At 65.4% G+C, this 26320-nt stretch carries 24 protein-coding genes; 14 read left to right on the top strand and 10 right to left on the bottom strand.

What is annotated here, in order from left to right; translation table 11 throughout:
- Nucleotides 1-50: 50 nt before the first annotated feature.
- Entirely contained in the window at nucleotides 51-1256 is a 1206-nt protein-coding gene (locus tag AC0QTX_RS13885; RefSeq protein ID WP_474604414.1) for an amino acid aminotransferase, read from the top strand.
- A gap of 128 nt (nucleotides 1257-1384) precedes the next feature.
- Here AC0QTX_RS13885 and AC0QTX_RS13880 read toward each other — a convergent pair whose 3' ends face one another.
- Entirely contained in the window at nucleotides 1385-4885 is a 3501-nt protein-coding gene (locus AC0QTX_RS13880; RefSeq protein WP_474604413.1) for an indolepyruvate ferredoxin oxidoreductase family protein, read from the bottom strand.
- Between the two features lie 196 nt (nucleotides 4886-5081).
- On the opposite strand from AC0QTX_RS13880, the gene AC0QTX_RS13875 reads away from it, so the two are divergent.
- Nucleotides 5082-5723: a DUF1007 family protein gene (locus AC0QTX_RS13875; RefSeq protein WP_474604412.1), complete on the top strand. Its 642-nt coding sequence runs from the start codon at nucleotides 5082-5084 to the stop codon at nucleotides 5721-5723.
- Nucleotides 5714-6730, top strand: coding sequence for a nickel/cobalt transporter (locus AC0QTX_RS13870; protein ID WP_474604411.1), 1017 nt, complete (start codon nucleotides 5714-5716; stop codon nucleotides 6728-6730). The genes AC0QTX_RS13875 and AC0QTX_RS13870 overlap by 10 nt, the downstream gene beginning before the upstream one ends.
- Here AC0QTX_RS13870 and AC0QTX_RS13865 read toward each other — a convergent pair.
- A complete protein-coding gene (locus AC0QTX_RS13865; RefSeq protein ID WP_474604410.1) occupies nucleotides 6727-8325 on the bottom strand; it encodes a gamma-glutamyltransferase family protein in 1599 nt (532 codons plus the stop codon). The genes AC0QTX_RS13870 and AC0QTX_RS13865 overlap by 4 nt on opposite strands.
- Before the next feature lie 157 nt (nucleotides 8326-8482).
- On the opposite strand from AC0QTX_RS13865, the gene AC0QTX_RS13860 reads away from it, so the two are divergent.
- Nucleotides 8483-8671, top strand: a complete 189-nt coding sequence (locus tag AC0QTX_RS13860) for a hypothetical protein (protein WP_474604467.1) — start codon at nucleotides 8483-8485, stop codon at nucleotides 8669-8671.
- Here the strand turns inward: AC0QTX_RS13860 and AC0QTX_RS13855 are convergent.
- The 3 genes from AC0QTX_RS13855 to AC0QTX_RS13845 all read right to left on the bottom strand — a co-directional run bounded on the left by AC0QTX_RS13855 (nucleotide 8668) and on the right by AC0QTX_RS13845 (nucleotide 12365).
- Nucleotides 8668-9036, bottom strand: coding sequence for a DUF1850 domain-containing protein (locus AC0QTX_RS13855; RefSeq protein WP_474604409.1), 369 nt, complete (start codon nucleotides 9034-9036; stop codon nucleotides 8668-8670). The genes AC0QTX_RS13860 and AC0QTX_RS13855 overlap by 4 nt on opposite strands.
- Nucleotides 9036-11327 carry a TRAP transporter permease gene (locus AC0QTX_RS13850; protein ID WP_474604408.1) on the bottom strand — a complete coding sequence of 764 codons (2292 nt, stop codon included), beginning with the start codon at nucleotides 11325-11327 and terminating at the stop codon, nucleotides 9036-9038. Before AC0QTX_RS13850 ends, AC0QTX_RS13855 begins: the two co-directional genes overlap by 1 nt.
- A gap of 84 nt (nucleotides 11328-11411) precedes the next feature.
- A complete protein-coding gene (locus AC0QTX_RS13845; RefSeq protein ID WP_474604466.1) occupies nucleotides 11412-12365 on the bottom strand; it encodes a TAXI family TRAP transporter solute-binding subunit in 954 nt (317 codons plus the stop codon).
- Between the two features lie 169 nt (nucleotides 12366-12534).
- Here AC0QTX_RS13845 and AC0QTX_RS13840 point away from each other — a divergent pair, with 169 nt between their 5' ends.
- From AC0QTX_RS13840 to AC0QTX_RS13815, 6 genes are all read left to right on the top strand, one after another.
- Complete coding sequence (locus tag AC0QTX_RS13840; protein WP_474604407.1) at nucleotides 12535-14112, top strand: OpgD/OpgG family glucan biosynthesis protein; 1578 nt, start codon at nucleotides 12535-12537, stop codon at nucleotides 14110-14112.
- A 201-nt stretch (nucleotides 14113-14313) separates the two neighbouring features.
- Nucleotides 14314-14481 (top strand): hypothetical protein, encoded by a 168-nt coding sequence (locus AC0QTX_RS13835; protein ID WP_474604406.1) that lies wholly within the window; start codon nucleotides 14314-14316, stop codon nucleotides 14479-14481.
- Between the two features lie 3 nt (nucleotides 14482-14484).
- On the top strand, nucleotides 14485-15234 hold the full coding sequence (gene aztA / locus AC0QTX_RS13830; protein WP_474604405.1) for a zinc ABC transporter ATP-binding protein AztA: 750 nt from the start codon (nucleotides 14485-14487) through the stop codon (nucleotides 15232-15234).
- A gap of 14 nt (nucleotides 15235-15248) precedes the next feature.
- The gene (locus AC0QTX_RS13825) at nucleotides 15249-16115 is read left to right on the top strand and encodes a metal ABC transporter permease (protein WP_474604404.1); all 867 of its coding nucleotides are present in this window, start codon (nucleotides 15249-15251) and stop codon (nucleotides 16113-16115) included.
- A 22-nt stretch (nucleotides 16116-16137) separates the two neighbouring features.
- The gene (locus tag AC0QTX_RS13820) at nucleotides 16138-17067 is read left to right on the top strand and encodes a metal ABC transporter substrate-binding protein (protein ID WP_474604403.1); all 930 of its coding nucleotides are present in this window, start codon (nucleotides 16138-16140) and stop codon (nucleotides 17065-17067) included.
- A 157-nt stretch (nucleotides 17068-17224) separates the two neighbouring features.
- Nucleotides 17225-18187 (top strand): CobW family GTP-binding protein, encoded by a 963-nt coding sequence (locus AC0QTX_RS13815; RefSeq protein WP_474604402.1) that lies wholly within the window; start codon nucleotides 17225-17227, stop codon nucleotides 18185-18187.
- Between the two features lie 31 nt (nucleotides 18188-18218).
- Here AC0QTX_RS13815 and AC0QTX_RS13810 read toward each other — a convergent pair whose 3' ends face one another.
- Complete coding sequence (locus AC0QTX_RS13810) at nucleotides 18219-18461, bottom strand: hypothetical protein (RefSeq protein ID WP_474604401.1); 243 nt, start codon at nucleotides 18459-18461, stop codon at nucleotides 18219-18221.
- 172 nt (nucleotides 18462-18633) lie between these two features.
- Between AC0QTX_RS13810 and AC0QTX_RS13805 the strand changes: the two genes are divergently transcribed.
- Genes AC0QTX_RS13805 through AC0QTX_RS13795 form a run of 3 tightly spaced genes read left to right on the top strand, consistent with a single transcriptional unit; the run spans nucleotide 18634 to nucleotide 20464 of the window.
- A complete protein-coding gene (locus AC0QTX_RS13805; protein ID WP_474604400.1) occupies nucleotides 18634-19641 on the top strand; it encodes a WD40 repeat domain-containing protein in 1008 nt (335 codons plus the stop codon).
- A gap of 8 nt (nucleotides 19642-19649) precedes the next feature.
- A complete protein-coding gene (locus AC0QTX_RS13800; protein ID WP_474604399.1) occupies nucleotides 19650-19928 on the top strand; it encodes a hypothetical protein in 279 nt (92 codons plus the stop codon).
- Nucleotides 19929-19939: 11 nt separating this feature from the next.
- Nucleotides 19940-20464 (top strand): DUF2937 family protein, encoded by a 525-nt coding sequence (locus AC0QTX_RS13795; RefSeq protein WP_474604398.1) that lies wholly within the window; start codon nucleotides 19940-19942, stop codon nucleotides 20462-20464.
- A 7-nt stretch (nucleotides 20465-20471) separates the two neighbouring features.
- On the opposite strand, the gene AC0QTX_RS13790 is transcribed toward AC0QTX_RS13795, so the two are convergent.
- Both AC0QTX_RS13790 and AC0QTX_RS13785 read right to left on the bottom strand, forming a co-directional pair.
- A complete protein-coding gene (locus AC0QTX_RS13790) occupies nucleotides 20472-20810 on the bottom strand; it encodes a hypothetical protein (RefSeq protein ID WP_474604397.1) in 339 nt (112 codons plus the stop codon).
- A gap of 132 nt (nucleotides 20811-20942) precedes the next feature.
- A complete protein-coding gene (locus AC0QTX_RS13785) occupies nucleotides 20943-22373 on the bottom strand; it encodes a homospermidine synthase (RefSeq protein WP_474604396.1) in 1431 nt (476 codons plus the stop codon).
- 230 nt (nucleotides 22374-22603) lie between these two features.
- Between AC0QTX_RS13785 and AC0QTX_RS13780 the strand changes: the two genes are divergently transcribed.
- A complete protein-coding gene (locus AC0QTX_RS13780; RefSeq protein ID WP_474604395.1) occupies nucleotides 22604-23842 on the top strand; it encodes an MFS transporter in 1239 nt (412 codons plus the stop codon).
- Here AC0QTX_RS13780 and AC0QTX_RS13775 read toward each other — a convergent pair.
- Together AC0QTX_RS13775 and AC0QTX_RS13770 are read right to left on the bottom strand one after the other, a co-directional pair.
- Nucleotides 23836-24408: a GNAT family N-acetyltransferase gene (locus tag AC0QTX_RS13775; protein WP_474604394.1), complete on the bottom strand. Its 573-nt coding sequence runs from the start codon at nucleotides 24406-24408 to the stop codon at nucleotides 23836-23838. The two genes, AC0QTX_RS13780 and AC0QTX_RS13775, sit on opposite strands and share 7 nt — an antisense overlap.
- 127 nt (nucleotides 24409-24535) lie before the next feature.
- On the bottom strand, nucleotides 24536-25690 hold the full coding sequence (locus AC0QTX_RS13770) for a type III PLP-dependent enzyme (RefSeq protein WP_474604393.1): 1155 nt from the start codon (nucleotides 25688-25690) through the stop codon (nucleotides 24536-24538).
- Nucleotides 25691-26320 lie beyond the last annotated feature (630 nt).

Genomic DNA, 26320 nt, shown 5'->3' with positions numbered 1-26320 from the left:
TCTGAACGATGCGTCGCAGGCAGGCTGCCGCGACAGGCTTGGAGATCAGCATGACGGAATCCCTGTTCGGCCAGGTGGAAGCCTTCGCGGGCGACCCGATCTTGTCCCTCAACGACAGCTTCAAGACCGATCCACGCCCTGAGAAGGTCAATCTCAGCATCGGTGTCTATACCGACGAGGAAGGACGCCTTCCCGTGCTGGGCTCGGTTCGGGCTGCTCACGAGCGCATCGGGTTCGCGGAGCGGCCCTATCTGCCGATGGAAGGCCACGCGTCGTACCGCGAGGGCGTGCAGAAGCTCATCTTCGGTGAGGCCCACCCGGCCCTTGCCGAGAAGCGCGTAGCAACGATTCAGACCCTCGGCGGCACGGGCGCTGTGGGCATCGCGGCCGACTTCCTGGCCAAGCACTGCCCCGGCCGCACCGTTCTCGTCAGCGATCCCACCTGGGACAACCATCACGGCCTCTTCCATCGGGCGGGCTTCAAGACCGCAACCTATCCCTATTGGGACCGCGCCAACCGCTCGGTCGATTTCGACGGCATGGTGAAAGCCCTTGAGGCAGCGGAAGCCGGCTCCATCGTGGTGCTCCAGCCCGTCTGCCACAACCCCACCGGCGTCGACCTCGACGAGCGGCAGCAGGCGGCCGTGACCGACGTGCTGGTCGCCAAGGGCCACATCGTGGTGTTCGACATGGCCTATCAGGGCTTCGGTACGGGCCTCGACGAGGATGCCGCCTTCGTGCGCCGCTACGCGGAGCGCGCCAGCTGCCTCGTGGCCAATTCCTTCTCGAAGAACTTCTCGCTCTATGGCGAGCGCTGCGGCGGCTTGAGCGTGGTGTGCCGGGACAGCGCAGAGGCCGAGCGCGTGCTCGGGCAGCTGAAACTCGCCGTGCGCCGCAGCTATTCGAGCCCGCCGATGACCGCCGGCCTGCTCGTCGCCACAGTGCTCGGCAACGACGACCTGCGTGCGCAGTGGGCCCAGGAAGTCGAGACCATGCGCACCCGCATGGACTCCATGCGCAAGCGCCTCGCCGATGAGATCCGCGCGGTGTCGAACGAGATCGATGTGAGCTTCCTCACGAACCAGCGCGGCATGTTCAGCTACACGGGGCTGAACGAGCAGCAGGTCACGACGATGCGCGAGCGCGACGGCGTCTATCTCGTGGGCTCGGGCCGCATGTGCGTTGCCGGCCTCAACGAAGCGAATGTGCCGAAGGTGGCCAAGAGCTTCGTCGAGGTAAGCCAGGCAAGAGAGTGAAGAACACTGCTCCATCCGTCATCCCCGGACTTGTTCCGGGGATCCACGTCTTCTGCGGTTCTTAAAACGTGGATGGCCGGTACAAGCCCGGCCATGACGTAAATTGTAGGATGTGCGGAGTAGGTTCTTTACTCCGCCGCAACCGGCAGCGGCTGCGGGTCGCTGCGGAACTTGACCAGCAGATCGGCCTCCTCCGCCTTTGCGGCTTTCAAGTTCCGCTCCTTGATATGACCAAAGCCGCGGATCTTCTGCGGGATGCCGGCAAGGCCGATGGCCGTGGCGTGATTGCCGGCATTGAGCCCCGCGATGATCTCCCCGATCCGCCCCTCGAATTCGCGAATGAGCTGACGCTCGGTGCGGCGCTCGTGGGTGTAGCCGAAGACGTCGAGCGGCGTGCCGCGAAGCCGCCTGAACTTTGCCAGAACGCCCATGGCCTTGAGCATCCATGGCCCGAAGCTCATCTTGCGCGGTACGCCGGTGACCGGATCTTTCTTGGCAAGAACGGGCGGCGCCATGTGGAATTCGTAAGTCAGGTTCTCGCCCTCGAAGGCCGATGCCACCTGCTTCTCGAAATGCCCGTTCGTGTAGAGGCGCGCCACCTCGTACTCGTCCTTGTAGGCCATGAGCTTGAAGAGCGAGCGTGCCACCGCGTCGGTGAGCGCCGTCGAGCCCGGCACGGCCTTGTCCTCCGCCGCGCGCACGCGCTCGACCAGGGTGCTGTAACGCCGGGCGTAGCGCCTGCTCTGATAGCCCGACAGGAAAGCGACGCGCCGTTCGATCACCTCGTCCAGGGTCTCGGACAGCTTGCGCGATTCGGTCGGCGCCTTCAGCTCGCCGATCACGGAGGCGATGAGCTCGGGCTCGGCGGCCGCACGGCGGCCCCAGGTGAAGGCGGCGAGATTCATCTTCACCGCTTCGCCATTGAGCTCGATGGCCTTTTCGATGGCAGCCCCCGAGAGCGGAACGCGGCCGGTCTGGTAAGCATAGCCCAGCATGAACATGTTGGCGGCAATCGCATTGCCGAGAAGCGCGGTGGCAATCGCCGTCGCATCGACGAAGGACGCGCCTTCCGGTCCGGCCGCCGACCTGATGGTGCGCTTCAGGCGCTCCGTCGGCAGGGAGAAATCCGCGTTGCGGGTGAACTCGCCGGGCATTACTTCCGCCGTATTCACCACGAGGACGGTCTGACCCTCCTTCACGGCGGCCAGCACCTTCTTGGTGCCGGTCACCACGAGGTCGCAACCGAGCACGAGATGGGCGGATTCCGCGCTCACGCGGATGGCGTGAATGTCGTCCTGATTGTTGGCGAGGCGCACATGGCTGTAGACCGCGCCGCCCTTCTGGGCGAGGCCGGCCATGTCGATCATGCCGAGGCCCTTGCCTTCCAGATGCGCCGCCATGCCGAGGATCGCCCCGATGGTGACGACGCCGGTGCCGCCCACCCCCGTCACGATGACGTTGAAGGTGCGGTCGATGGCGGGAATCACCGGGTCGGGCAGCGGCTTGAATGACATGCCCTCCGTAGACACCGTCTCAGGCACGGCCTTCTTCACCTTGGCGCCGTGCACCGTCACGAAGGACGGGCAGAAGCCGTTCACGCAGGAGAAGTCCTTGTTGCAGTTCGACTGGTCGATCTGGCGCTTGCGGCCGAACTCGGTCTCCACCGGCTGCACGGCGACGCAGTTGGACTGCACCGAGCAGTCGCCGCAGGCTTCGCACACGAGATCGTTGATGATGACGCGCTTGTCCGGATCCGGGAACTCGCCGCGCTTGCGGCGGCGGCGCTTCTCCGAGGCGCAGGTCTGGTCGTAGATCATGACCGACACGCCCGGCACTTCAGCGAGCTGGCGCTGCACGGCCTCGAGCTCGCTGCGGTGGTGGATCGTCATGCCGGCCGGCCAGCGGATCTCCTTCGGGTACTTGTGCGGCTCGTCCGTGACGAGGGCAATGCGCTCGACGCCCTCCTCGCGCACCTGCCGGGCGATCATGTCAACGGTGAGCCCGCCCTCATGCTTCTGGCCGCCGGTCATGGCGACCGCATCATTGAAGAGGATCTTATACGTGACGTTGGTCTTGGTGTGGATCGACCAGCGCAGGGCCAGCACGCCCGAGTGGTTGTAGGTGCCGTCCCCCAGGTTCTGGAACACGTGGCCGCGCTTGGAGAACGGCGACTCGCCGATCCAGTTCGCGCCCTCGCCGCCCATCTGGGTGAACCCCTCCGTCGAGCGGTCCATCCACTGCACCATGTAATGACAGCCGATGCCCGCATAGGCACGCATGCCCTCGGGTACCTTGGTGGACGAGTTGTGCGGGCAGCCGGCGCAGAAATGCGGCGTGCGCGTTGCGACGTCGCTGGTGGCGACGAGTACCTCCTGCGCATGGCGAAGCCGCGCCACGCGGCCGCGCAGGTCGTCGTTGTTGTGATAGGCGAGCAGGCGCTCGCCGATGGCGATGGCGATGTCGTTGGGATCGAGCGCGCCCTTGACGGGGAAGAGCCAGCGGCCCTCCTCGTCCTTCTTGCCGATGCAGACGGGCTGGTTTGCGGTGCCGTAGAGCTCTTCGCGCAGCTGCACCTCGATAAGGGAGCGCTTCTCCTCGACCACGATCACCTTGTCGAGGCCGCGCGCGAAGTCCACCAGTTCGGCTTGCGACAGCGGCCACGGGCAGGCGACCTTGTAGAGGCGCAGGCCCATGTCGTTGGCCTTCACCTCGTCGAGGCCGAGCTCGTCGAGGGCCTGGCGTACGTCGAGATAGGACTTGCCGACCGTGATGATGCCGATCTTCGCGTTGCGGCCGCCGGAGAGCACGATGCGGTTCAGGTTGTTGGCGCGCACGAACGCCAGCATGGCGTCGCGCTTGAAGTCCTGAAGCCGCGCCTCCTGGTCGAGCACGCCGTCCCGGCCGCGGATGTTGAGGCCGCCCGGCGGCATCGTGAAATCATCGGGGATGATGATCTTCACCCGGTCGAGGGATGCATCGACGGAGGAGGTCGATTCGATGTTGTCCTTCACGCATTTGAAGGCCACCCAGGTGCCGCAGAAGCGGCTCATGGCATAGCCGTAGAGGCCGTAATCGAGGATCTCCTGAACGCCCGCCGGGTTCAGGATCGGGATCATCACGTCGACGAAGTGGAATTCGGATTGATGTGCGACCGTGGAGGACTCGGCCGTGTGGTCGTCGCCCATCAGCGCCAGCACGCCGCCGTGCCTAGAGGAGCCGGCCATATTCGCATGGCGGAACACGTCGCCCGAGCGGTCGACGCCCGGACCCTTGCCGTACCAGAGACCGAAGACGCCGTCATACTTGCCTTCGCCGCGAACCTCGGCCTGCTGCGCCCCCCAGATGGCGGTGGCGGCGAGCTCCTCGTTGAGGCCAGGCTGGAAGACGATGTTCGACTGGTCCAGCCACTTGCGGGCACGCCACAGGTTCTGGTCGAGACCGCCGATGGGTGAGCCCCGGTAGCCGGATACGAGTCCGGCCGTGTTGAGGCCCGCCAGCCGGTCGCGTTCGCGCTGCATCAGCAGCATGCGGATGACGGCCTGCGTTCCGGTGATGAAGACGTGATCCTTTGTGAGATCGTACTTGTCGTCGAGGGTCACGCTGCGAAGCGCACCAGAACCTTCGGCCATGATCCGTTTCCTCCTGGGGCATTGCCCCGCTGCCGGTGATCCGGTCTTGTTGTGTGGAATATGTCAGTAATGCTGACATATATGCCTGTTCCCGTCAATCAAGCGCCTTTGTTTCGCCTCTGTTAACCATACAACCCTCATACCACCATTCATCTCCGGCTCCCGCCGGCAGCGTCGCTGTTCCAGGGTCAACCGCATGACACGCCATCTCGGTCCGCTATCCGCCTTGGCTGCACTGAGCATGGGCCTGTCCTCACCGGCCCTGGCCCACCCCCACGTTTGGGTCACCGCCAAGGCCGAGATCGTCTTCGCGTCCGACGGGCGGGTGACGGGCGTTCGGCACCACTGGACCTTCGATGAAGCCTACACGGCCTATGTCACGCAGGGGCTGGACAAGAATGGTGACGGCAAGCTGTCACCAGAGGAGCTGCAGGAACTCGCCGACGAGAACGCAGCCTCTCTCAATGAGTTCGACTACTTCACGGTGCTGAAGGCACGGGGCAAGCCCCAGGCCTTCGACTCGCCCCGGGAGGCCCGGATGACCATGGAGAAAACGCAAGTCTCCATGTCCTTCCTCCTGCCCCTCAAGGCGCCGGTGGCGCCCACGGGAGCCGTCTCCGTCGAGATCGAGGACCCGACCTTCTTCGTCTATTTCAGCCTGACGGAGGGCCAGGCGGCCATCTCGCTTGCCAATGCGCCTCAAGGCTGCGTGACGAGCATCGCCAAGGCCAAGCCGCTGGACTCCACCATGCAGCAGATCCTGCAGGATGAGGGCGCCATCCAGCCGCAGGACATCGGCATCGAATATTCCAACAGGGCCATCATCGCATGTCCCTGACCTCCGACATCCCTGCCCTTCCGAGCGCCAGCCGAGCGCCGCTCTGGCGCCGTCTCGGCATCATGTTCGTCGCCATTGCCGTCGTGGCCGCTGCGATGGGCCTGATCGGCCTGTGGCTTGGGCCTGTGAGCAAGCCGCCACCGCGCAGCCCGTTCGGCATGGGCCTGCGTGAGGCAGCCCCATCGGGAAGCATCGGCACTTGGATTCTCTCCGTCCAGTCCGGGTTCTATGCGAGCCTGCAGGCGGGCGTGCGCGGGATGAAGGAGAACGGCTCGGCCTTCTTCTCGCTCCTGCTGGTCGGCTTCGCCTATGGTGTCTTCCATGCGGCCGGCCCGGGACACGGCAAGGGCGTGATCTCGGCCTATCTGGTGGCCGACGAGAAGGCTTTGCGCAAAGGCTTCATTCTGAGCCTCGCGGCAGCATTGGTGCAGGCGCTGGTCGCCATCGCCATCGTGTCGGTCGTCAGCCTCGTGCTGCGGGCGACCGCCTCCACCATGAACAGGCTCGCCACGAACGTGGAGCTGGCGAGCTTCATTGCGGTAACCCTCCTCGGCGCCGTCATCACCTGGCGCAAGGCCGGCAAGCTTCTCGGCGTCATGGCGCTCGCCCGCAATCCTTTCGCCTCCGTTCAGGAGACCTGCGACCACGCCTACCTGCCGCCGCCCGAAGAGCTCAGCCGCCTGACGCGCTGGCGCGACATGGCGGGCGTGGCCATCGCGGCCGGCATTCGGCCCTGCGCGGGCGCCCTCATCGTCCTTGTCTTCGCCCTGTCGCAGGGCCTGTTCGCGGCCGGCATCGCGGCGACCTTCGCCATGGCGCTGGGCACGGCGCTCACCACCAGCGCCATCGCGGCACTGGCGGTCTTCTTCAAGGCCATGGCCCTGAAGCTCGCCGGCGGGCGCGGCGCATCGGGCGCCATCGCCATTGCAGGGCTCGAACTGCTCGCCGCCGCCTTCGTGCTGGTGCTGGGCTTCAGCCTCCTCTATGGCCTCTGGGCGGCTGGCTAGAGTCCCAGAGACCCGCCATCGGAACGCGGATCGTGCACGGCCTCGACGCGTCCGTTGCGCGGGTGCTTCACCAGCATGCCCGCATGGCCGAAGCGTCCGGAATAGGCCTCGTCCATCTCTTCGATCCTATGCCCGAGTCGTGAGAGGCCGCGGATCAGGCCGGGGTCGAAATGGCTCTCCACCTTCAGCACGGCCTCGCGCTCGCGCGGCTTCGCATCGAGCAGCCAGCGGGGCGCGTCCACCGCGTCCGCCAGCCCCATGCCGGCCTCGGCGTAGCGCGAAAAGATCTGGCTGAGGAACTGGGGCTGGGTTTCGCCGCCCATCGCCCCGAAGGACAGCACCCGCCCATCGTCGAACACGGCCAAGGCCGGATTGAGGGAATGGAGCGGCCGATGGCCCGGCTCCAGCCGGTTGCGGCTTGCGGGATCGAGGGAGAAGGCCGTGCCGCGATTGTGCCAGAGGACACCCGTCGCAGGAAGCAGGCAGCCGGAGCCATAGGCCCAGAACACGGACTGGATATAGGAGACAGTGAGACCGTCGCGATCGATGGCCCCCATCCAGATCGTGTCCCCGTCGATGGGGCGCGGCAGGGGAAAGGAGGCGGCCCGCCGCATGTCGATGAGGGTGGCCTCCCTTTCCAGCGCCTGAGGCGTCAGGAAGGCGGCCGGGTCGTGGGCGAGGTTCCGAGGATCCGCCACCACCCGGTCGCGGATGGTGAAGGCGCGCTTCGTGGCCTCGATGAGCCCATGGTGACGTTCGGGCGTCTCGCCCCTGAGTTCCTTGAGGCCCTCGACCATGCCGAGGATCAGCAGGGTGGCCAGTCCCTGGCTCGGCGGCGGCAGGTTGTAGACGGTGGAGTGCTTCAGCCGAACCGAGAGGGGCTCCACGACGCGGGCGCGATAAGTCTCCAGGTCGCGGCGGACGACAGGGCTGCCAACCCGCTCCAGATCAAGGGCGATCTCCCGCCCCACGTCGCCGCGGTAGAAATCGGCAAGGCCCGCATGGGCCAGCTGCTCCAAGGTGTCGGCGAGGCGCGGCGTCCGCCTCTGCGTACCCTCCGGCGCTCTCCTGCCCTCGACCAGGAAGGCCTCGGCGAAGCCGGGAACCTCGTAGAGGGCGGCCTCCTCGCTGGTCTTGAACCGCTCCTCGGAGCGGGAAACCGGGTATCCGTTGCGGGCGAAGCGAATGGCGTCTCCGAGCAGCAGATCGAGCGGCAATTGCCCGCCGAGGGCCCGGGACAGTTCGAGCGCAAGGCCCCAACCGCTGACGGCACCGGCAACCGTGAGCGCCGCCTCGGGACCACGCGGCGGAATGGCGTCATAGCCTTTCTCCCGGTAGCGCTTGATCGTGGCGAGCGACCCGGCAGGCCCAGAGGCGTCGAGGGCATGGATGCGCCCCTTCGGCTCGCGCACGAGCCAGAACCCGTCACCGCCGATGCCATTCATGTGCGGGTAGACGACCGCCATGGTGGCCGCCATGGCCACCATCGCCTCGATCGCGTTGCCGCCAGCGGCCAGGATGGTCTGTCCGGTCTCGGCCGCGAGGCTGTGTGGAGCCGCAACGGCGGCCGTCGAAAAGACAGGTGTTTCGGGCATGGGCTCTTGATCGGGAGGCGCGACAGAATGAGATTCGGGCAGAGCTTGCACCGGGGGGGCGGTTTAGGGTAGTCCCATCCGACAATATTGAAGTGAGGCAGCAGTGGCTCAGGCGAAAAGCACCAACTGGCGCAACGTGATCACCGTGATCAGCATCATGATCCTTGTGGGCGCGGAGGTTTTCGGCGTCGCGATTGCCGCCGGCTGGGCCATCGCGGGCCTGTTCGAACTCGGCGACTACGTGGGCTACGCCCTCATGGCGCTGTTCAGCCTCTTTGCCCTCTACGTTCTCGTGAGCCTCTGGCGCCGCTGCGTCGCCGTCGAGCCCCTGACCGGCAGCGCCTAAGGCCTGTCGCAGACCTTCATCACGATCGGGTCAGCTTGAGGAGGCACATAGGCCTCCATTGGTTGGCATTGGCCCGAGATGCAGATCCGCCAATCCGCCGTGGCGCCCGAGCGGCGCATGATGACCTGGGCTTGAGGCGGCAGGTCCGGCTTCCACGACCACACACCGTTGAGGAGTTTGGCCCCCGGCGGCGGCTCCATCCCGGCACCGGAGCCGCGGACGCGCGCCTCAAGGAGCTCGAGGCCTGCCGGGCCTGAGCGCCAGTCCTCTTCCCACGCAATCTTCTCGACCGAATGCGTCCAGGCCAGGGTGATCGCGCCAGCCATGAGCGGCGCGATCGTGGAGCCGGCCAGGAGGCAGATCATCAACCGACGACGGGCGTGGCGACCCGGCGCGTCTGCCAGACGTGGAAGCCGACGAACAGGGCGGAGAGCACGAAGCCGATCTCGTCGGTCAGCGGGATCGCCGCCACGAGGAAGCCGGCTGCCACGGCAGCCCAGATCCGCTCCCACCAGGATAGGGGCTTGAGGAAATAGCCGACTGCCGCCACGCCCCAGAGGACCATGGCGAGCGAGGCCTTCACCACGATGTAGACCACCGCTATCCAGTATCCTGCCCCCTCGAGCCCCGGCACCGGCTGCAGCATCAGGGTGGGATCGTAGACCGCCATGTAGGGAATGACGAAGCCCGGAAGCGCGATCTTCACCGCCTGGATGCCGATCTTGAGCCCCGATTCCTTGGCCATCGGTGCCGCCGCGAAGGCCGCGAGCGCCACCGGCGGCGTCAGGTCCGCCATGATGCCGAAATAGAAGACGAACATGTGCGAGACGATGAGCGGCACGTCGAGCTGCAGCAGGATGGGCGCAGCGAGCGACGAGGTGATGATGTAGTTCGGGATCGTCGGGATGCCCATGCCGAGGATCAGGCTGAAGATCATGGTGAGCACGAGGGCCGCAAAGATGTTCTCCTTGCCGATGGAGATCATCCAGGTGCCCACGATGGTGCCGAGACCCGTGAGAGTCATGGTGCCGATCACGATGCCGACCACCGCGCAGGCGAGACCTACGGGAAGAGCCTGACGCGCGCCGTCCGCCATGGCGTCGACGCAGGCCTGCAAGGTCGTGCGCCCCCTGCCGGTGAACGCGTTCCACAGGGACAGAGCCGCAACGACCAGCACGACGAGGGTGACGGTGGAGGCGAGCGAATAAGCGGCCACCAGTGCCAGCCCGATCCAGAACGCGATGCGCAGGGCCGGCGTGCCGAAACCCGCCGCGATGGCGGTGCCGAGGATCAGCGCGACGGTGAGAGACAGACCCACTGCGCCTGCGAAGAGCGGCGTGTAACCGGCAAAAAGCAGATAGACCAGGACACCGAGCGGCGCGAGGAGGAACCATTTCTTCTTCATCTCGGTCCAGGCATTCGGCAGCTCGGATTTCGGCAGTCCCCTGAGATGGTTCTTCCCGGCCTCCAGATGCACCGCGAGATAGCAGGCTGCGAAATAGAGAATGGCGGGAATGATCGCGGCCTCGACGATCTTCGAATACGGCACGTCGATGGTCTCGGCCATGATGAAGGCTACCGCTCCCATGACCGGCGGCATGATCTGACCGCCCATGGACGAGGTGGCCTCGACGCCGCCGGCGAAGGCGGACTTGAAGCCGAAACGCTTCATGAGCGGGATCGTGAACTGGCCCGAGGCCACCACATTGGCGACGCCCGAGCCCGAAACGGTCCCCATGAGGGCGGAGGACGCCACGCAGACCTTGCCGGGACCGCCCTGCTTGTCGCCGAAAACCGCCATCGAAATGTCGTTGAAGAAATCGATGACGCCGGCCTTCTCCATGAAGGCGCCGAACAGGATGAAAAGGAAGATGTAGGTTGCCGAGACCAGCGTCGGCGTGCCGTAGATGCCTTCCGTTCCGAACGACATGTGCTCGATCACCTGCTCCAGCGAATAGCCGCGATGATCGAGGGGAGCAGGCAGGTAATTGCCGAACAGGCAGTAGGACAGAAAGAGGCCCGCGACGATCGGAAGGGCAGGCCCCATCACGCGCCAGACGAGATAGATGAGGATGGCGAGTGCCGCGATGCCGACGACGAGGTCAAGGGTGGTGAGATCGCCGGCGCGGACGACCAGCTCCTCGTAGTTCACCCAATGGTATAGCCCCACCAGGAAGCTTGCGAAGCCGACGACCCAGCCGGCAGCCCGCAGGGACGACGAGCCGGAGCGGTGATTGGCGATCATCGCGCCGGCCACGAGGCACAGGAAGCCCACATGGATGGTGCGCACCACCTGGCTCGGCATGCTGCCTCCGAACCAGAGCACCAGCCCGAACGCGACGGCGATAGCGATCCAGGCCATGATGCCGTCGACGATGCTGCGCCGGCGCACCGCCAGTCCGATCAGCCATGCGGCCCAGGCCGCCATCGTGACGGCGAAAAGGTGCGTGAGGCTCAAGCCTGCGATGAAGGGCTGATCGAGGGGAATGCCGAAGGAGGTGATGATCTGGAACGTGGAGAACGAGACGGCGATCCAGAACAGAAGCCTGCCGAGGAAGCCTTCGCCGAAACTTTCCGGCAAGCCGTGTTCCGGATTCACCGCCTCGGACGGGGCTTCCATCTGCGCGAGTTCCGAAGTGTTGACGCCCTGGCTCATCTGCGGCTCCTCACGGATCGTTCTTGTCACGAAAAAGCCGGAGCAGTTCACCTGCCCCGGCTTGATTGTCAATGAAGGCGCAGGTTACGAGCCCTGCTTCTTCACGCCCTTCTCGTCGAAGTAGCGCTGTGCGCCCGGATGCATAGGGACCGGCATGCCGGAGAGCGCACTTTCCAGCTTGATGTCCTTGGCGGCCGCGTGCGCAGCCGACAGATCCGGCAGGCTGTCATAGATCGCCTTGGTCATCTGGTAGACGGTCTCGTCCTTCACGCCGGAATGGGTGACGAGGTAGTTCACCACCGCGGCGGTCTGCACGGGGGCCGTCTGGCCGCCATAGGTGTTCGCCGGGATGGTGGCCTTCACGTAGGGCGTGCCGACCTTGTCCACGACGGATGCCGGAATTTCCACCACGACGATCGGTACCGAGGTGGCCAGATCCCGGATGGAGGATACGCCAAGGCCGGCCGATTGCAGGGTTGCGTCGAGCTGGCGGTTCTTCATGAGCTCGACGGATTCACCGAAGGGCAGATACTCGACCTTGCCGAGATCCTTGTAGGAGAGGCCCGCGCCCTGGAGGATCGCCCGGGCGTTGAGCTCGGTGCCCGACTTCGGCGCGCCGACGGAGAGGCGCTTGCCCTTGAGGTCCGCCAGCGACTTGATGCCGGATTCCTGCGTGGCGACGATCTGGATGTAGTTCGGGTAGATCGCCGTGATGCCGCGCAGCTTGTCGAGCTTGCCTCGGAAGCCTGCCTCCTCGTCGCCGGCCCAACCCATGGCGAGGCTGTCGCCGAGGGTGAAGCCGATCTCGCCCTTGCCCTGCTGCAGGAGGGTGAGGTTCTCGACGGACGCTTTCGTGGCCTGGACCGACGGACGCGAGCCCTGCACCTTGTCCGAGAAGACCTTGGAAAGTGCGACGCCGAGAGGGTAGTACACGCCGGAGGTGCCGCCGGTCAGGACGTTGATGAAGTCCTGGGCCTGGGCCGGGATGCTGGCTCCAGCCAGCGCGACGGCGGCCGCAGCGCCGATGAGGCGGCGCATGACTTTTCGATGCATAGCGTACTCCCTAATTTACGGCACAGTCGTCGCTGTGCCTGTGTGTGGGGCTACTTTGACCGCTGACGAAGAATTCTCAAGAGGCTAAGAGGGACTTAATCCTGCCACCTTGGTCGGTAGGGGTGCGTTCCTCCACAGATACATGCGCTCATCCATGATCAATCGCCGCGAGTTCCTCCAGTCCGCAACCGCCACGGCCGCCCTGGCGGCTCAAGGGTTCCCCTCCGCCGCCCTGGCGCAGCAGGGCCTGAAGATGGGAACCCCCTCCCCCTTCTCCTTCGAGGAGCTGAAGAAGCGGGCGCAGGACATGGCACGCTCCCCCTACGTGGCGCCGCCGAGCCCCTCGCCCGAGGTGCTGTATCAGATCGACTACGATGCCCACGGCAGGATCCGGTTCAAGACCGATCTGGCGCTCTGGGCCACCGGGCCGAGCGATTTCCCGGTCACCTTCTTCCATATGGGTCGCTTCTTCCAGAAGCCGGTGCGCATGCACGTGGTCGAGGGCGGGCAGGCCCGCGAGATCGTCTACGACAGCGACTATTTCGACATGCCGGCGGATTCGCCGGCCCGGAAGCTCCCCGACAATTCCGGCTTTGCCGGATTCCGCTTCCAGGAGGCCCGCACCGGCAAGCTCGACTGGAGGAAGAACGACTGGGTGGCCTTCCTCGGCGCCTCCTACTTCCGGGCCATCGGCGAGCTCTACCAGTACGGCCTGTCCGCCCGCGGGCTTGCGGTGGACGTGGCCGTGTTCGGCAGGAACGAGGAATTCCCCGACTTCACCCATGTGTATTTCGAGACGCCTCAGCCGGGCGCGAACACGGTCACGGTCTACGCCCTGCTCGACGGGCCGAGCGTATCCGGCGCTTATCGGTTCGTCATGCAGCGGGCCGCGGCCGTGATCATGGATATCGACAGCGCGGTCTACATGCGCCAGGACGTGAGCCGTCTGGGCCTTGCTCCCCTGACCTCCATGTACTGGTACTCGGAAAAGGCGAAAGCCACGACCGTTGACTGGCGTCCCGAGATCCACGACTCGGACGGCTTGGCCCTATGGACCGGCACCGGCGAGCGCATCTGGCGGCCCCTCAACAACCCGCCGCGCATCATCACCTCGGCCTTTGCCGACGAGAACCCGAAGGGCTTCGGCCTGCTGCAGCGCGACCGGAACTTCGACCATTACCTCGACGGAGTCTATTACGACCGCCGCCCCTCCCTCTGGATCGAGCCGCAGGGCACCTGGGGCCGCGGCTCCATCCAGCTCGTCGAGATCCCGACCGACGACGAGATTCACGACAATATCGTGGCCATGTGGGTGCCGGCCGACCCGGTCCGCGCAGGCCAGGCGATCGAGCTGCGCTACCGCATGCACTGGTCGGCGGAGGAGCCCTATCCCACGCCCCTGGCCAGGGTGATCGCCACCCGCCTCGGCAATGGCGGGCAGGCCGGCACCAATCGGCCGAAGGGGGTCCGCAAGTTCATGGTGGAGTTCATCGGCCAGCCCCTGACCCGGCTGCCGAGCGGCGTGATCCCCCGGCCCGTGCTGTCCGCCTCCCGCGGCGAGTTCTCGAACATCCTCACCGAGGCCGTGCCCAACAACGTGCCCGGCCACTGGCGGACCCAGTTCGACCTGAGCGTGACTGGAACCGAGCCGGTGGAGATGCGCTGCTACCTGCGCAACGAGAACGAGGTTCTCAGCGAAACCTGGCTCTATCAGTACCATCCCACGTTCTGAAGCATCGGACCCAACAGTGGATTTGCACTGTTGGGTCCGATGCTTCATCCCCTAAGAGAGCATCGTTCCGGGCGGAAAACCGGATCCACTTTTCCGAACGATGCTCTCGGATTAACCCTGCAAAACCATATTGTTGAAGGGGCCGTATAAAATACTATACGGCCCTGGAAATCGGCGCCCGATGGGTTTATGTAGGAGGCCATGTCACATGGCCATCACCATCACAGCCACACCCATGCCCACGAGCACCGGGCGGTCGCCGCAGCTCCGACCTTCTCGCTCCTGCGCCTCTCGGTCGGGCAGCGCCTGGCCGGATCCGCCGTCATCCTGGCAGGCTTGTGGCTGATGGTCTTTGGCGTGATGGGGTAACGCATGGCTTCAGTATCCACCGCCATCCGGTTCGACGAAGTGACCCTCGGCTATGGCCGCAGGCCTGCCGTGCATCACCTCGACGGAGAGATCCCGGCCGGCAGTCTCATCGCCGTGGTCGGGCCCAACGGGGCCGGCAAGTCCACCCTGCTCAAGGGCATCGTCGGCACGTTGAAGCCGCTTGACGGCCATATCCGCCTGAAAGGCCCCGCTTCGGGCATCGCCTATCTGCCGCAGGCGGCCGAGATCGACCGGTCCTTCCCGCTTTCGGTCTACGACCTCGTGGCCATGGGCCTCTGGACCCAGTCGGGCCTCTTCGGCGGCATCGCGCGCCGCGACCGCACCAGGATCGAAGAGGCGCTGGCGGCGGTGGGCCTCATCGGCTTCGAGCGCCGCCCCATCTCCACCCTGTCGGGCGGGCAGATGCAGCGGGCGCTCTTCGCGCGCCTCCTGCTCCAGGATGCCCCGGTCATCCTGCTCGACGAGCCCTTCACCGCCATCGACGCCAAGACGACGGCCGACCTGCTCGACCTCGTCCGCCGCTGGCATGATGAATCCCGCACCGTCGTGGCCGTGCTGCACGATCTCGACATGGTCCGGCGCACCTTCCCGCAGACCCTGCTCATCGCCCGCGAGCCCGTGGCCTGGGGCGAAACGGCCGAGGTCCTGAGCCCGGAGAACCTCCTGAAGGCCCGGCGCATGGTCGAGGCATACGATCCCCATGCGGACGTGTGCCACCGCAGCGCCGCATAACGGCGGCCTCTCCTATGCTTGACCTGTTCTACGCGCCGTTTTCCGAATTCGAGTTCATGCAGCGCGCCCTCGTGGGCGTGATGGCCATCGCGCTGGGCGGCGGGCCCGTCGGGGTCTTCCTGATGCTGCGGCGCATGAGCCTCACCGGCGACGCCATGGCTCACGCGATCCTGCCGGGAGCAGCCGTCGGCTATCTGCTGGCCGGCCTCTCGCTGCCGGCCATGACGGTCGGCGGGTTGTTCGCGGGCGTGATCGTGGCGGTCGCCGCGGGCCTCGTCTCCCGCTTCACGGCGCTGAAGGAGGATGCCTCGCTGGCGGCCTTCTATCTCCTGTCCCTGGCGCTCGGCGTCACCATCGTGTCCCTCCGCGGCTCGAACGTGGACCTGCTGCACGTGCTCTTCGGCACGGTCCTTGCGCTGGACGACGGGACGCTCCTGCTGCTCGCTTCCATCTCGACCCTGACCTTGCTGGCGCTGGCGGTTCTCTACCGCCCCCTCGTGCTCGAATGCGTGGACCCGATCTTCCTGCGCTCCGTGAGTCGGGCCGGGACGCCGACGCACCTGATCTTCCTCGGCCTTGTCGTGATGAACCTGGTCGGCGGCTTCCACGCGCTCGGCACCCTGCTGGCGGTGGGCATGATGATGCTGCCGGCTGCCGCTTCCCGCTTCTGGACCAGTGACATCACCATGATGATGATCGTCGCCGTCGTGGTCGGCATCGTCTCGGGGTTCAGCGGCCTGCTTCTGTCCTTCCATGCGGAATTGCCCGCAGGCCCGGCGATCATCCTCTCGGCCGGTGCCATCTACGTGTTCTCCCTCGTGCTGGGGCGCGAGGGCGGCCTGCTGTGGCTCGCCTGGCCCGGCCGGCATCTGGAAGCCTGATTTCTGAGAAGGATCGAGACCCATGCTGACGAGAAGATCTGCCGTCTCCCTGCTGGCAGGATGCCTGGCCCTCGCCGCACCTGCGCTGCCGGCAGCGGCGCAGACTGCCGAGAGGCTGAAGGTCGTGGCCACCTTCTCGATCCTCGGCGACCTTGTGCGCAACGTGGGCGGCGAGCGCATCGACCTGGTGACCCTCGTCGGCCCCAACGGCGATGCGCATGTCTATTCGCCCACGCCTGCGGACGGACGCCGCCTGACGGAGGCGAAGGTCGTTTTCACTAATGGACTGAAATTCGAAGGCTGGATCGATCGCCTCATCAAGTCCTCCGGCACCAAGGCTGCCAGGGTCGAGGCTGCCAAGGGCGTGAAGCCGCTGAAGGGTGAGGATGGCGGCCACGGGCATGGGCACCACCACGATCACGGCGGCTCCGATCCGCATGCCTGGCAGAGCATCGGCAATGCAAAGATCTATGTGGCGAATGTCCGGGATGCGCTGATCGCCGCCGATGCGGCGGGCAAGGACGCCTACGAGGCCAATGCGAGCGCCTATCTCAAGCAGCTTGACGAGCTGGAAGCGGAGGTGAAGAGCCTGGTTGCTGGCATTCCCGCCGAGCGCCGCCGGATCATCACGTCCCACGATGCCTTCCGCTACTTCGAGGCGGCCTATGGCATCGACTTCGTATCGCCCCAGGGCGTTTCGACCGAATCCGAGGCCTCCGCCAAGGATGTGGCGCGGATCATCCAGCAGATCAGGCGCGAAAGGATCACGGCCGTCTTCGTGGAGAACGTCTCCGATGCCCGCCTCATGGAGCGCATCGCCGGGGAGACCGGTGCCAAGATCGGCGACAGGGTCTATTCCGACGCCCTGTCCGAGCCGAACGGCCCCGCCGGCACTTACATTGACATGATGAGACACAATATAAGGGCGTTCAGCGCGGCTTTGTCGAGCTGAACGCCCCCATCGCTGAATCGCTCGGTGTCATTCCCGGCGAGCGCAGCGAGGGAAGGGAATCCAGACAAGGGTCTCACTGGAATCTGGATCCCCCTCCCGGCCTGCCGTGCAGGCCGCCGGGGATGACATCCGAACCTCAAGTCTTCTGGAAACTCCGATGACCGACAAGATCCCCGTCACCGTCCTCACAGGCTATCTCGGCGCCGGCAAGACGACCCTCCTCAACCGCATCCTGACCGAGCAGCACGGCAAGAAATACGCCGTGATCGTCAACGAGTTCGGCGAGATCGGCATCGACAACGAGCTCGTCGTCGGCGCCGACGAGGAAGTGTTCGAGATGAACAACGGCTGCATCTGCTGCACCGTGCGCGGCGACCTGATCCGCATTCTCGACGGGCTGATGAAGCGCAAGGGCAAATTCGACGCCATCATCGTCGAGACCACGGGCCTCGCCGACCCGGCGCCTGTGGCCCAGACCTTCTTCATGGACCAGGATGTGTCCGATACCGCCCGTCTCGACGCAGTGGTGACGGTGGCCGACGCCAAGTGGCTCTCGGACCGGCTGAAGGATGCGCCCGAGGCCAAGAACCAGATCGCTTTCGCCGACGTGATCATCCTCAACAAGATCGATCTCGTGTCCGGGCAGGAGCTTGAGGAAGTCGAGGCGCGCATCCGCGCCATCAACCCCTACGCCAAGGTTCACCGCACCCAGAATTGCGCCATCCCGATCTCGGAGGTGCTCGACCGCAAAGCCTTCGATCTCGACCGCATCATCGAGCTCGAGCCGGACTTCCTGGAGGAAGGCCACCACCATCATCACGACGAGGAGATGCAATCCGTCGCGGTGCATCTCGATGGAGAGGTCGATCCGGCGAAGTTCATGCCGTGGATCTCGAACCTGACCCAGGTCGAGGGGCCGAACATCCTGCGCTGCAAGGGCATCGTGGCGTTCCCGGACGAGCCGAAGCGGTTCGTGTTCCAGGGCGTCCACATGATCCTGGACGGGGACGTGCAGGGCGACTGGAAGCCGGGCGAGAAGCACACCTCAAAGGTCGTTTTCATCGGCCGCGACCTGAACGAGAAGGCGATCCGCGAAGGCTTCCTCGCCTGCGCGGCATAGGGGTCGGGAAGTCTCGGAACGGGCTTGCGGCTCAACCGGCAGCCGCACTGCCTTTCACCAGGCAGTCACGAACATAGGCTTTGCGAGCGGCCATCATCTGCTCGCGGACCTCAGGCAGCGTCCTGACGCCTGTCCTGTAGGTTAGACGAGCGTCTCTCTCGCAGGCGGCCTTCAGAACCTCCCTCGTCGGTGTGGCGCCGCGCTGCTCCTGGGCAGCAAGGCCCACAGGCATCGTGATCGCGATGGCAAGGGTGATCAGAGGCAAGATCCGCATTGTGACGCTCCTGATTCGAGAACGCGCATCATCGGTCCGGTGTCCCGGCGGGTCCAAGACGCAAAGGTCTTAGTCCTTCCGGACATCCGGCCAGGCCGGTCTCGGCCTCATGACGATCTTGCTCCCGTTTTACCGATTTGTGCTATGGGCAGGCATCTGAAGGAATGGCTCAATGACTGCAGGAACCTCTCCGTCTCTGACCCAAAGCGTGACGACCGTGGATGCGGGCGCCCATGTGACGGCCATCGGCTGGCTGAAGGGCACGGCGGCCTTCGGCCTGGGCGACGGGGGCGTCGTGCTGGCAAAGGACGGCGAGACCCATCGCGTCGATGCCCATCCCGATGCGGGTGTGTTGGTCGGAGCTTGTGACGGAGAGCGCTTCATCACCGGTGGCGACGACGGCCGCGTTGCCGTGACGGGAGCTGACGGCTCCACCAAAACCTTGGCGGAAAGCAAGGGCGCCTGGATCGATGCGCTCGCCGTCAACCTGGGCGGAGCCTTTGCCTATGCGGCGGGCAGGAGGGTCATCGCCCGCGACGACAAGGGGCGGGAGAAGACTCTCGAGGTTGCCTCTACGGCCCGCGGCCTCGCCTTTGCACCCAAGGGCTACCGGCTTGCGATCTCGCATTACAACGGCGCCACCCTGTGGTTTCCCAACGTGGAGGCCAAGCCGGAAGGGCTCGAATGGAAGGGCTCGCATCTCGACATCACCTGGTCGCCCGATGCCCGCTTCGTGGTGACCTCCATGCAGGAGAATGCTCTCCACGGCTGGCGGCTCATCCCCGATAAGGGGCACATGCGCATGAGCGGCTATCCTTCGAAGACGCGCTCCTTCTCCTGGTCCGGCGACGGCAAGTGGTTCGCCACCTCCGGGGCGGAAGCCGCCATCATCTGGCCCTTCGAGTCGAAGGAAGGCCCGATGGGCAAGGCTCCCCGGGAATGCGGCGTCCGGCCCGCCAAGGTCAGTCGGGTGGCCTTTCATCCCAACACTTACGTTCTGGCGGTGGGCTACGAGGACGGCTGCATCCTGCTGATCCGCCTGACGGACGCGTCGGAACTCCTCGTGCGCCCTGCCGTCAAGAGCAGCGGCATCACGGCCATGGCCTGGGACAAGGCTGGCCGGCGTCTCGCCTTCGGGTGCGAGGACGGTCAGGCCGGCATCCTGACCCTGCCAACATGAGGTCGCCAGTGGCTCTCTTCGGCGCCTTCATGCGAGGAAGCTTCGGTTTGCCGAAGCCCGACAAGCAGGCCGTCGACCGCGTGAAGAACCTCGCCCGCTCGGCTCTTCAGGCCTCTCCGGATACGGCCTTCGCGGTCAACGAGATCGCCTGCAACGATCCCGGCTGTCCGGGGCTCGAGACGGTCATTCTGGTGATGGAGCCCGGACGGAAGACCCGGGCGCTGAAGGTCGCCAAGCCGCTCGACGAAGTCGCGGAACAGGATATCCTCGCCGCTCTTGACGGTTGAGGAGGTCAAGCTTGCCTCGAATTGCCCGCATCGTCGCCTTCGGTCTCGGGCTCCTCGGGGGCGTCACTGCCTCGCAGGGGCCCGAATTTGCGCAGCAATACCGCCAGCGCCTCGGGGGTGCAGTCGACGAGCTGCGCCAGGTCGTTCAGCGATTCGACACGGATGCCAGGTTCAGCGGTGAAACCAGGGAGAGCGCGATCACGCGGCTGCGCTCCAATACGGACGATTTCGTCAGCCGCCAGGGCGCGGCCATGCAGGCCAATGTGGAGCGCCTGGGCCGCCTCGAGACCCACCGTGCGGCGATGATGGAGGCAGGCTCCTTTTCCCGGATCGCCCTCATGGTCCGTGACGGCGACACGGATATCCTGGAAGCCGTGTCCCGCGATTTCGAGCCGGCCCTGCCGGTCACGGAGGAGGGCATCGCGTCCGCAGCCGCGGGCTTCGTCGCCGTCTGGGGCGGCCTGCTTCTGCTCTCGGGCTTCCTGCGCAGCCTCTTCCGGCGTCCGCGTTCACGGCAGGCTGCGGCACAAGGCTGAGGAGGCTTCAGGCCTCACGCTCCGGCTTGCCGGCCAGAACCACATAGAAACCCAGCCCATCCTGTGCCGGCAGGGTCTGCAGCCGGTCGATCCAGCCGCGCTTCTTGGCCTCGAGCAGCGCCTTGCCGACAGGCTGGAACAGGGTCTCGCCTCCGCCCTCCGGGGGCGGATCGAGGCGGATGGCCACCGCCTTGGCTTGCGAAAAGCGGCTGCGCTCCAGCATGTCCTGGATCGAGGCTGCCGCCTTCTCCCGCGAGGCGCCCCGCAGATCGAGCACGCTGTCGGCATCTGTGACGCCAAGGCCGCCGCGGAGCTTGTTGGCGTAGAATTCGTCGAAATGGGGCATCCTCATTCCTCAGGTGTCATTCCCGGCCGGAGCGAAGCGAAGGGGAAGGAAATCCATGATCCAGATCGAACTGTTTATGGATCCCCTTCCCGGCCGCTTTGCGGCCGGGAAGGGGATGACGATGAACGGCTTTTACCGCACCAGAATGTTCCGGAACTGCCACGGGTCGGAGGTGTCGATATCCTCCGGGAAGAAGCCGGGGCGGTCGTCGAGGGGCGTCCAGTCCGTATAGACGCCGACAACCGGGCCGAGATAGGGCGTCTGCACCTGGAGGCAGCGGCGGAAGTCGATGTCGTCCGCCTCCACGATCCCGGCATTCGGGTTCTCCAGCGCCCAGACCATGCCGGCGAGCACGGCGGATGTCACCTGGAGGCCGGTGGCGTTCTGGTAGGGCGCGAGCTTGCGGGTCTCCTCGATGGAGAGCTGCGAGCCGTACCAATAGGCGTTCTTCCCATGGCCGTAGAGCAGCACGCCGAGTTCGTCCTTGCCGTCGACGATCTCGTCCTCGGTGAGAATGTGGTGCTTCTCCTGCACCTTGCCCGCATTGCCGAACATCTCGTGCAGGGAGAGCACCGCGTCGTTGGCCGGATGGTAGGCGTAATGGCATGTCGGCCGGTAGGCGACCTTGTCCCCATCGCGCACGGTAAAGTAGTCGGCGATCGAGATCGCCTCGTTGTGGGTGACGAGAAAGCCGTATTGCGGGCCGGGCGTCGGGCACCAGGAGCGCACGCGGGTGTTGGCGCCGGGCTGGAGCAGGTAGATCGCCGCGCCGCAGCCCTTGTCGTGGGTGCCGGCGTTCTCCGGCATCCATTTCTCGTGCGTGCCCCAGCCGAGTTCCGCCGGCTGCATGCCCTCCGACACGAAGCCCTCCACCGACCAGGTGTTCACGAAGACGTTCATGGGCTTGGGATGCTCGGCGCGCTGCGTGTCGCGCTCGGCGATGTGGATGCCCTTCACGCCCACGCGCTGCATGAGGCGCGCCCAGTCCTCGCGGGATTTGGGCTCCTCGTGCTCGAGGCCGGTATCCTTGGCGATGTTGAGCAGCGCCTGCTTGACGAACCAGGACACCATGCCCGGATTGGCCCCGCAGCAATTCACCGCGGTGGGGCCGCCCGGGGACTGACGGCGCGCGTCGAGGATGTTCTCGCGCAGCATGTAGTTGGTGCGCTCGGCGGGGCCTGCGCCTTTGTCGAAGTAGAAGCCGGCCCAGGGCTCGGCCACGGTATCGATGTAGAGTGCGCCGAGTTCCCGGCACAGCTCGATGATGGCGCGGGAGGAGGTGTCCACCGACACGTTCACGCAGAACCCCTGCCCGCCTCCCTCCGTCAGAAGCGGCGTGAGAATCTCGCGGTAATTGTCCGGCGTCAGCGCCTTGTTGATGAGGGTCACGCCGCGCACGTCGAGCATGCTGCGGTCCGTGTCGACAGGATCGATGACTGTGAACCGGTTCTTGTCGAACTCGAAATGCCGCTCGATCAGGGGCAGCATGCCTTTGCCGATTGAGCCGAAGCCGATCATCACGATCGGGCCGGTGATGCGACCATGAACGGGCCAAGTGGTCATCAGGTCTGTCTCCTTGCGAAAGCAGCGCTGGAAAAGCGATCAGCGCTGAATACCGAATGGGGCGCATCTAGGATTGCGAGGCCCTCGGGGTCAATGCCTGGCGCCGCCTCCCGGCACCGGATGACCGTTTCTCTGCGGATCGTATTCCTGCCATGTCCATTTCGCCCTCGACATGGCGCAACAAGGCTTCATGATGGCAGGCCCTGGCATCTCCGATCTGATCGCATCCGATGAAATTCCACGACCTTCTCCTGCAGCACGGACGCGTGATCGGCCTGGGCTTCGCGCTGACCTTCCTGTCCTCGTTCGGGCAGACCTTCTTCATCTCCCTGTCAGGGCCGGATATCCGCTCGGCCTTCGATCTGACGCATGGCGCCTTCGGCTCCATCTACTCCCTGGCAACCCTCTCCTCGGGCCTGCTGATGATCTGGGTCGGCGGCGTCATTGACCGGGTCGACATTCGCCTTTACGCCACCACGGCCATGCTCGGCCTGGCGGCAGCGGCGCTCAGCCTGTCGCTGGCGCCCAACGTGTTCCTGCTGGGCCTGAGCCTGTTCGCCCTGCGCCTCTTCGGCCAGGGCATGCTGAGCCATGCGGGCGTGATGAGCACCGCCCGCCTCGACGAAGGCGTCCGCGGCAGGGCCTTGGGTGTAGCCGCCCTCGGCTTTCCGGCAGGCGAGGCGATCTTTCCGGCCGCTGCCATCGGGCTGATCGCGGCCATCGGCTGGACGAGCACCTGGCGCAGTGCAGCGCTTGCCATCATCGTGGCTCTCGGCCTCGGCTGGCTGCTGGGGCTTCTCATCGGGCGCAAGGACCCGGACCTTCACAAGACCGCTCGCAAAAAGGCTTCAAGCGAAGCGGGGCCGCGCTGGAGCGATCTCTTGCGCGACTGGCGCTTTCTCGCGCTGATCCCCATCATGATCGGCTACCCGGCCATCATGACAGCCTATTTCTTCCATCAGCGCTTCATCGCCGAGGTGAAGGGCTGGTCCCTGGAGCTTCTGGCGAGCAGCATCACCCTCTTTGCTCTGGTCTCCGTCGTCGTCGCCATGTCGGCGGGCAGTTTCGTCGACCGATTCGGGGCAGTGCGGCTCAGCCATTTCTACCTGGCCGGCATGACGGCAGCATCCCTCGCGCTAGCCCTGTTCGATTCTCCGCTTCTGCCTCTCGTGTTCTTCGGTCTGATCGGCCTCACCTCCGGCTGCACCAACGTCGTCATTGCGGCCGTTCTGTCAGAACTGTTCGGCACCACGCATCTGGGCAAGATCCGCGCGCTCGCAGGTGCCATCATGGTGGTGGCATCGGCCGCAACGCCCGGCGCCATTGGGCTGCTGTTCGATGCCGGGATCAGCCTGGAGGCAATCTGCTTAGGGTTCGTCGTGTACATGCTGGCGGCAGCCGCCATCACCTTCGTGCTGCCGAATCCGAGGGCCGAACGGCTCCGGCCCTCGGAAGGATCGAGTCAGTAGGCCTGGCGCATGCCGGTCCAGGCACCCTGCGCGGCAGCGGCCGCGAGGGCATCGAGATCGGGCTTCTGCTCGAAGGCACCGGTGGCAGAGACGAGGCCGCGCGCACCGTCGAGGGAACCCTGTTCAAGCTCCAGCGCGAGGAAGCGATTGCGCTCGTAGGGACCCGGCAGCCATAGGGGAGCTGTCTTCCCCGTGGAGAAGCCGAAGCGCTCGTAATAGGGCGCGTCGCCCACCAGCAGCACCGCCTTGTGGCCGAGACCGGCGGAGCGCTTGAGCGCCTCGCGCATCAGCTTTCCACCCAGACCGAGGCTCTGCACGGACGGATCGATGGCGATCGGGCCCAGCATGAGCGCCGGACGATTGGGGCCAGCGGAGACATGCCACAGGCGCACCGTGCCGATGACCTCGTCGTCGCGGTCGATGACCAGCGACAGGCCGTCGGCCGGGAGCCTGCCCTCGCGCAGGCGTTCGCAGGTCTTCTGGAACCGGGCGGGTCCGAAGCAGGCATCGAGCAGCGCCTCGCGCGGCTCGACATCGCGGAAGCTTTCTTCGCGGATTGTGATCATGGCCGTGGCCTCCCAAAACACGTGGGGTGAGCGACAGCCCTCGCACCTGTTCGAGACTGAACAGGCCGTCCGGGACAACTGTTGGGGTTGATGCCTGCCTCATTCAACGAGGCAGGCGGGACGTGAATCAGATCACGTAGGACTTCAGCGGCGGGAAGCCGTTGAACGCGACCGCCGAGTAGGTGGTCGTGTAGGCGCCCGTGCCTTCGATCAGCACCTTGTCGCCGATCTCCAGCGAGACGGGGAGCGGATAAGGCTCCTTCTCGTAGAGAACGTCGGCCGAGTCGCAGGTCGGACCGGCGAGCACGCACGGCACCTTGCGGTCGTGATCGTGCTCCGTGCGGATCGGGTAGCGGATCGACTCGTCCATGGTCTCGGCGAGACCGCCGAACTTGCCGATGTCGAGATAGACCCAGCGCACCTCGTCTTCGTCCTGGCTCTTCTTCGAGACGAGAACGACCTCGGCCTCGATGATGCCAGCGTTGCCGACCATGCCGCGGCCCGGCTCGATGATCGTCTCCGGGATGCGGTTGCCGAAGTGCTTCGACAGCGCCCGGAAGATCGACTCGCCATAGGCTTCGACCATCGGGACCGTCTTCAGGTACTTCGTCGGGAAGCCGCCGCCGAGGTTGACCATCGACAGGTGGATGCCGCGGTGCGCGCATTCACGGAAGATCGCGGAAGCCGAACCCAGAGCCTGATCCCAGGCCTCCGTGTTGCGCTGCTGCGAACCCACGTGGAACGACACGCCGTAAGCCTCGAGGCCCTGACGATAGGCATGCTCCAGCACGTCCACGGCCATCTCGGGCACGCAGCCGAACTTGCGGGAGAGCGGCCACTCGGCGCCGGCGCCGTCGCACAGGATGCGGCAGAACACCTTCACGTCGGAGGCCTCGATGCCAGCCGTCTCTGCAGCACGAGCGATCTTCTCGACCTCGACCTCGCAGTCGACCGCATAGAGGCGCACGCCAAGCTCGAGGGCGCGCACGATGTCGCGCTCCTTCTTGATCGTGTTGCCGAACGAGATGCGGTCGGGCGTGGCGCCGGCGTCGAGCGCGAGCTGGATCTCGACCACGGACGCCGTGTCGAAGCACGAGCCGAGTTCGGCCAGGAGCTTGAGCACCTGCGGTTCCGGATTCGCCTTCACGGCGTAGAACACGCGCGTGTCGGGGAGCGCACGGGCAAACTTGGAGTAGTTGTCGCGCACGACGTCGAGGTCGACGACCACGCACGGGCCGTCCTCACGTCGGTTGCGCAGGAATTCACGGATGCGCTGAGTCATGGCGCTCTCCCCACCAAAGGTTCAATGGAGGTCTTGTGGAGCCTCCGGATTGAAATTCAGACGATCAGGATGTCCTGCCGTCCGGCGTCAGCGAGGGAAGATGGCATCACGCTTCGTGCGATGGAGACACGAGGAGCGCGACGGGCTCTTCACCCGGAGATGCTGCCTTGGATTGGATGGGGATACTCCATCCGCACGCCTGGCAATGATAAACAAGCCTCTTCGGTGTTGACCTTTGGAGGGCCAACGAGACCAAAAAAGCCCGTTCGTCGTTGCTTTAAGTCGCGTCCCCCGTTGAGAACGAGGTGCGCCGGTTTTCGCCTCCGGCTGCCGGTTAGGGGTATCGAGAGCTAGAGCGCTCTCGGGCGGCTGTCCGGCCTCTTGTCCGGATGCCCACCAACCGACACACGACCACAGGCACGTGCGAAATTGGGCAAGCGGGAGATAAGCATATTTGATCTGGATCACAAGAGTTTTTGAGCCTGCTCCGAGGATTTTTTTAACCCTGTCGGGACCTGTGTCTTGCCCGCATCACCATTCAGCCTCCATTAAGCGGCCGAGCTACACGGATGGGGGCTCCGGCCCCATATTCCGCTCCTGAAGCACGGCCACTCCCTCAAGACGAGAACC

It is taken from the genome of Microvirga sp. jy35 (genome assembly GCF_056148915.1).
The sequence above is the reverse complement of the archived record's forward strand: the minus strand, read 5'-3'. Positions and strand labels throughout refer to the sequence as shown.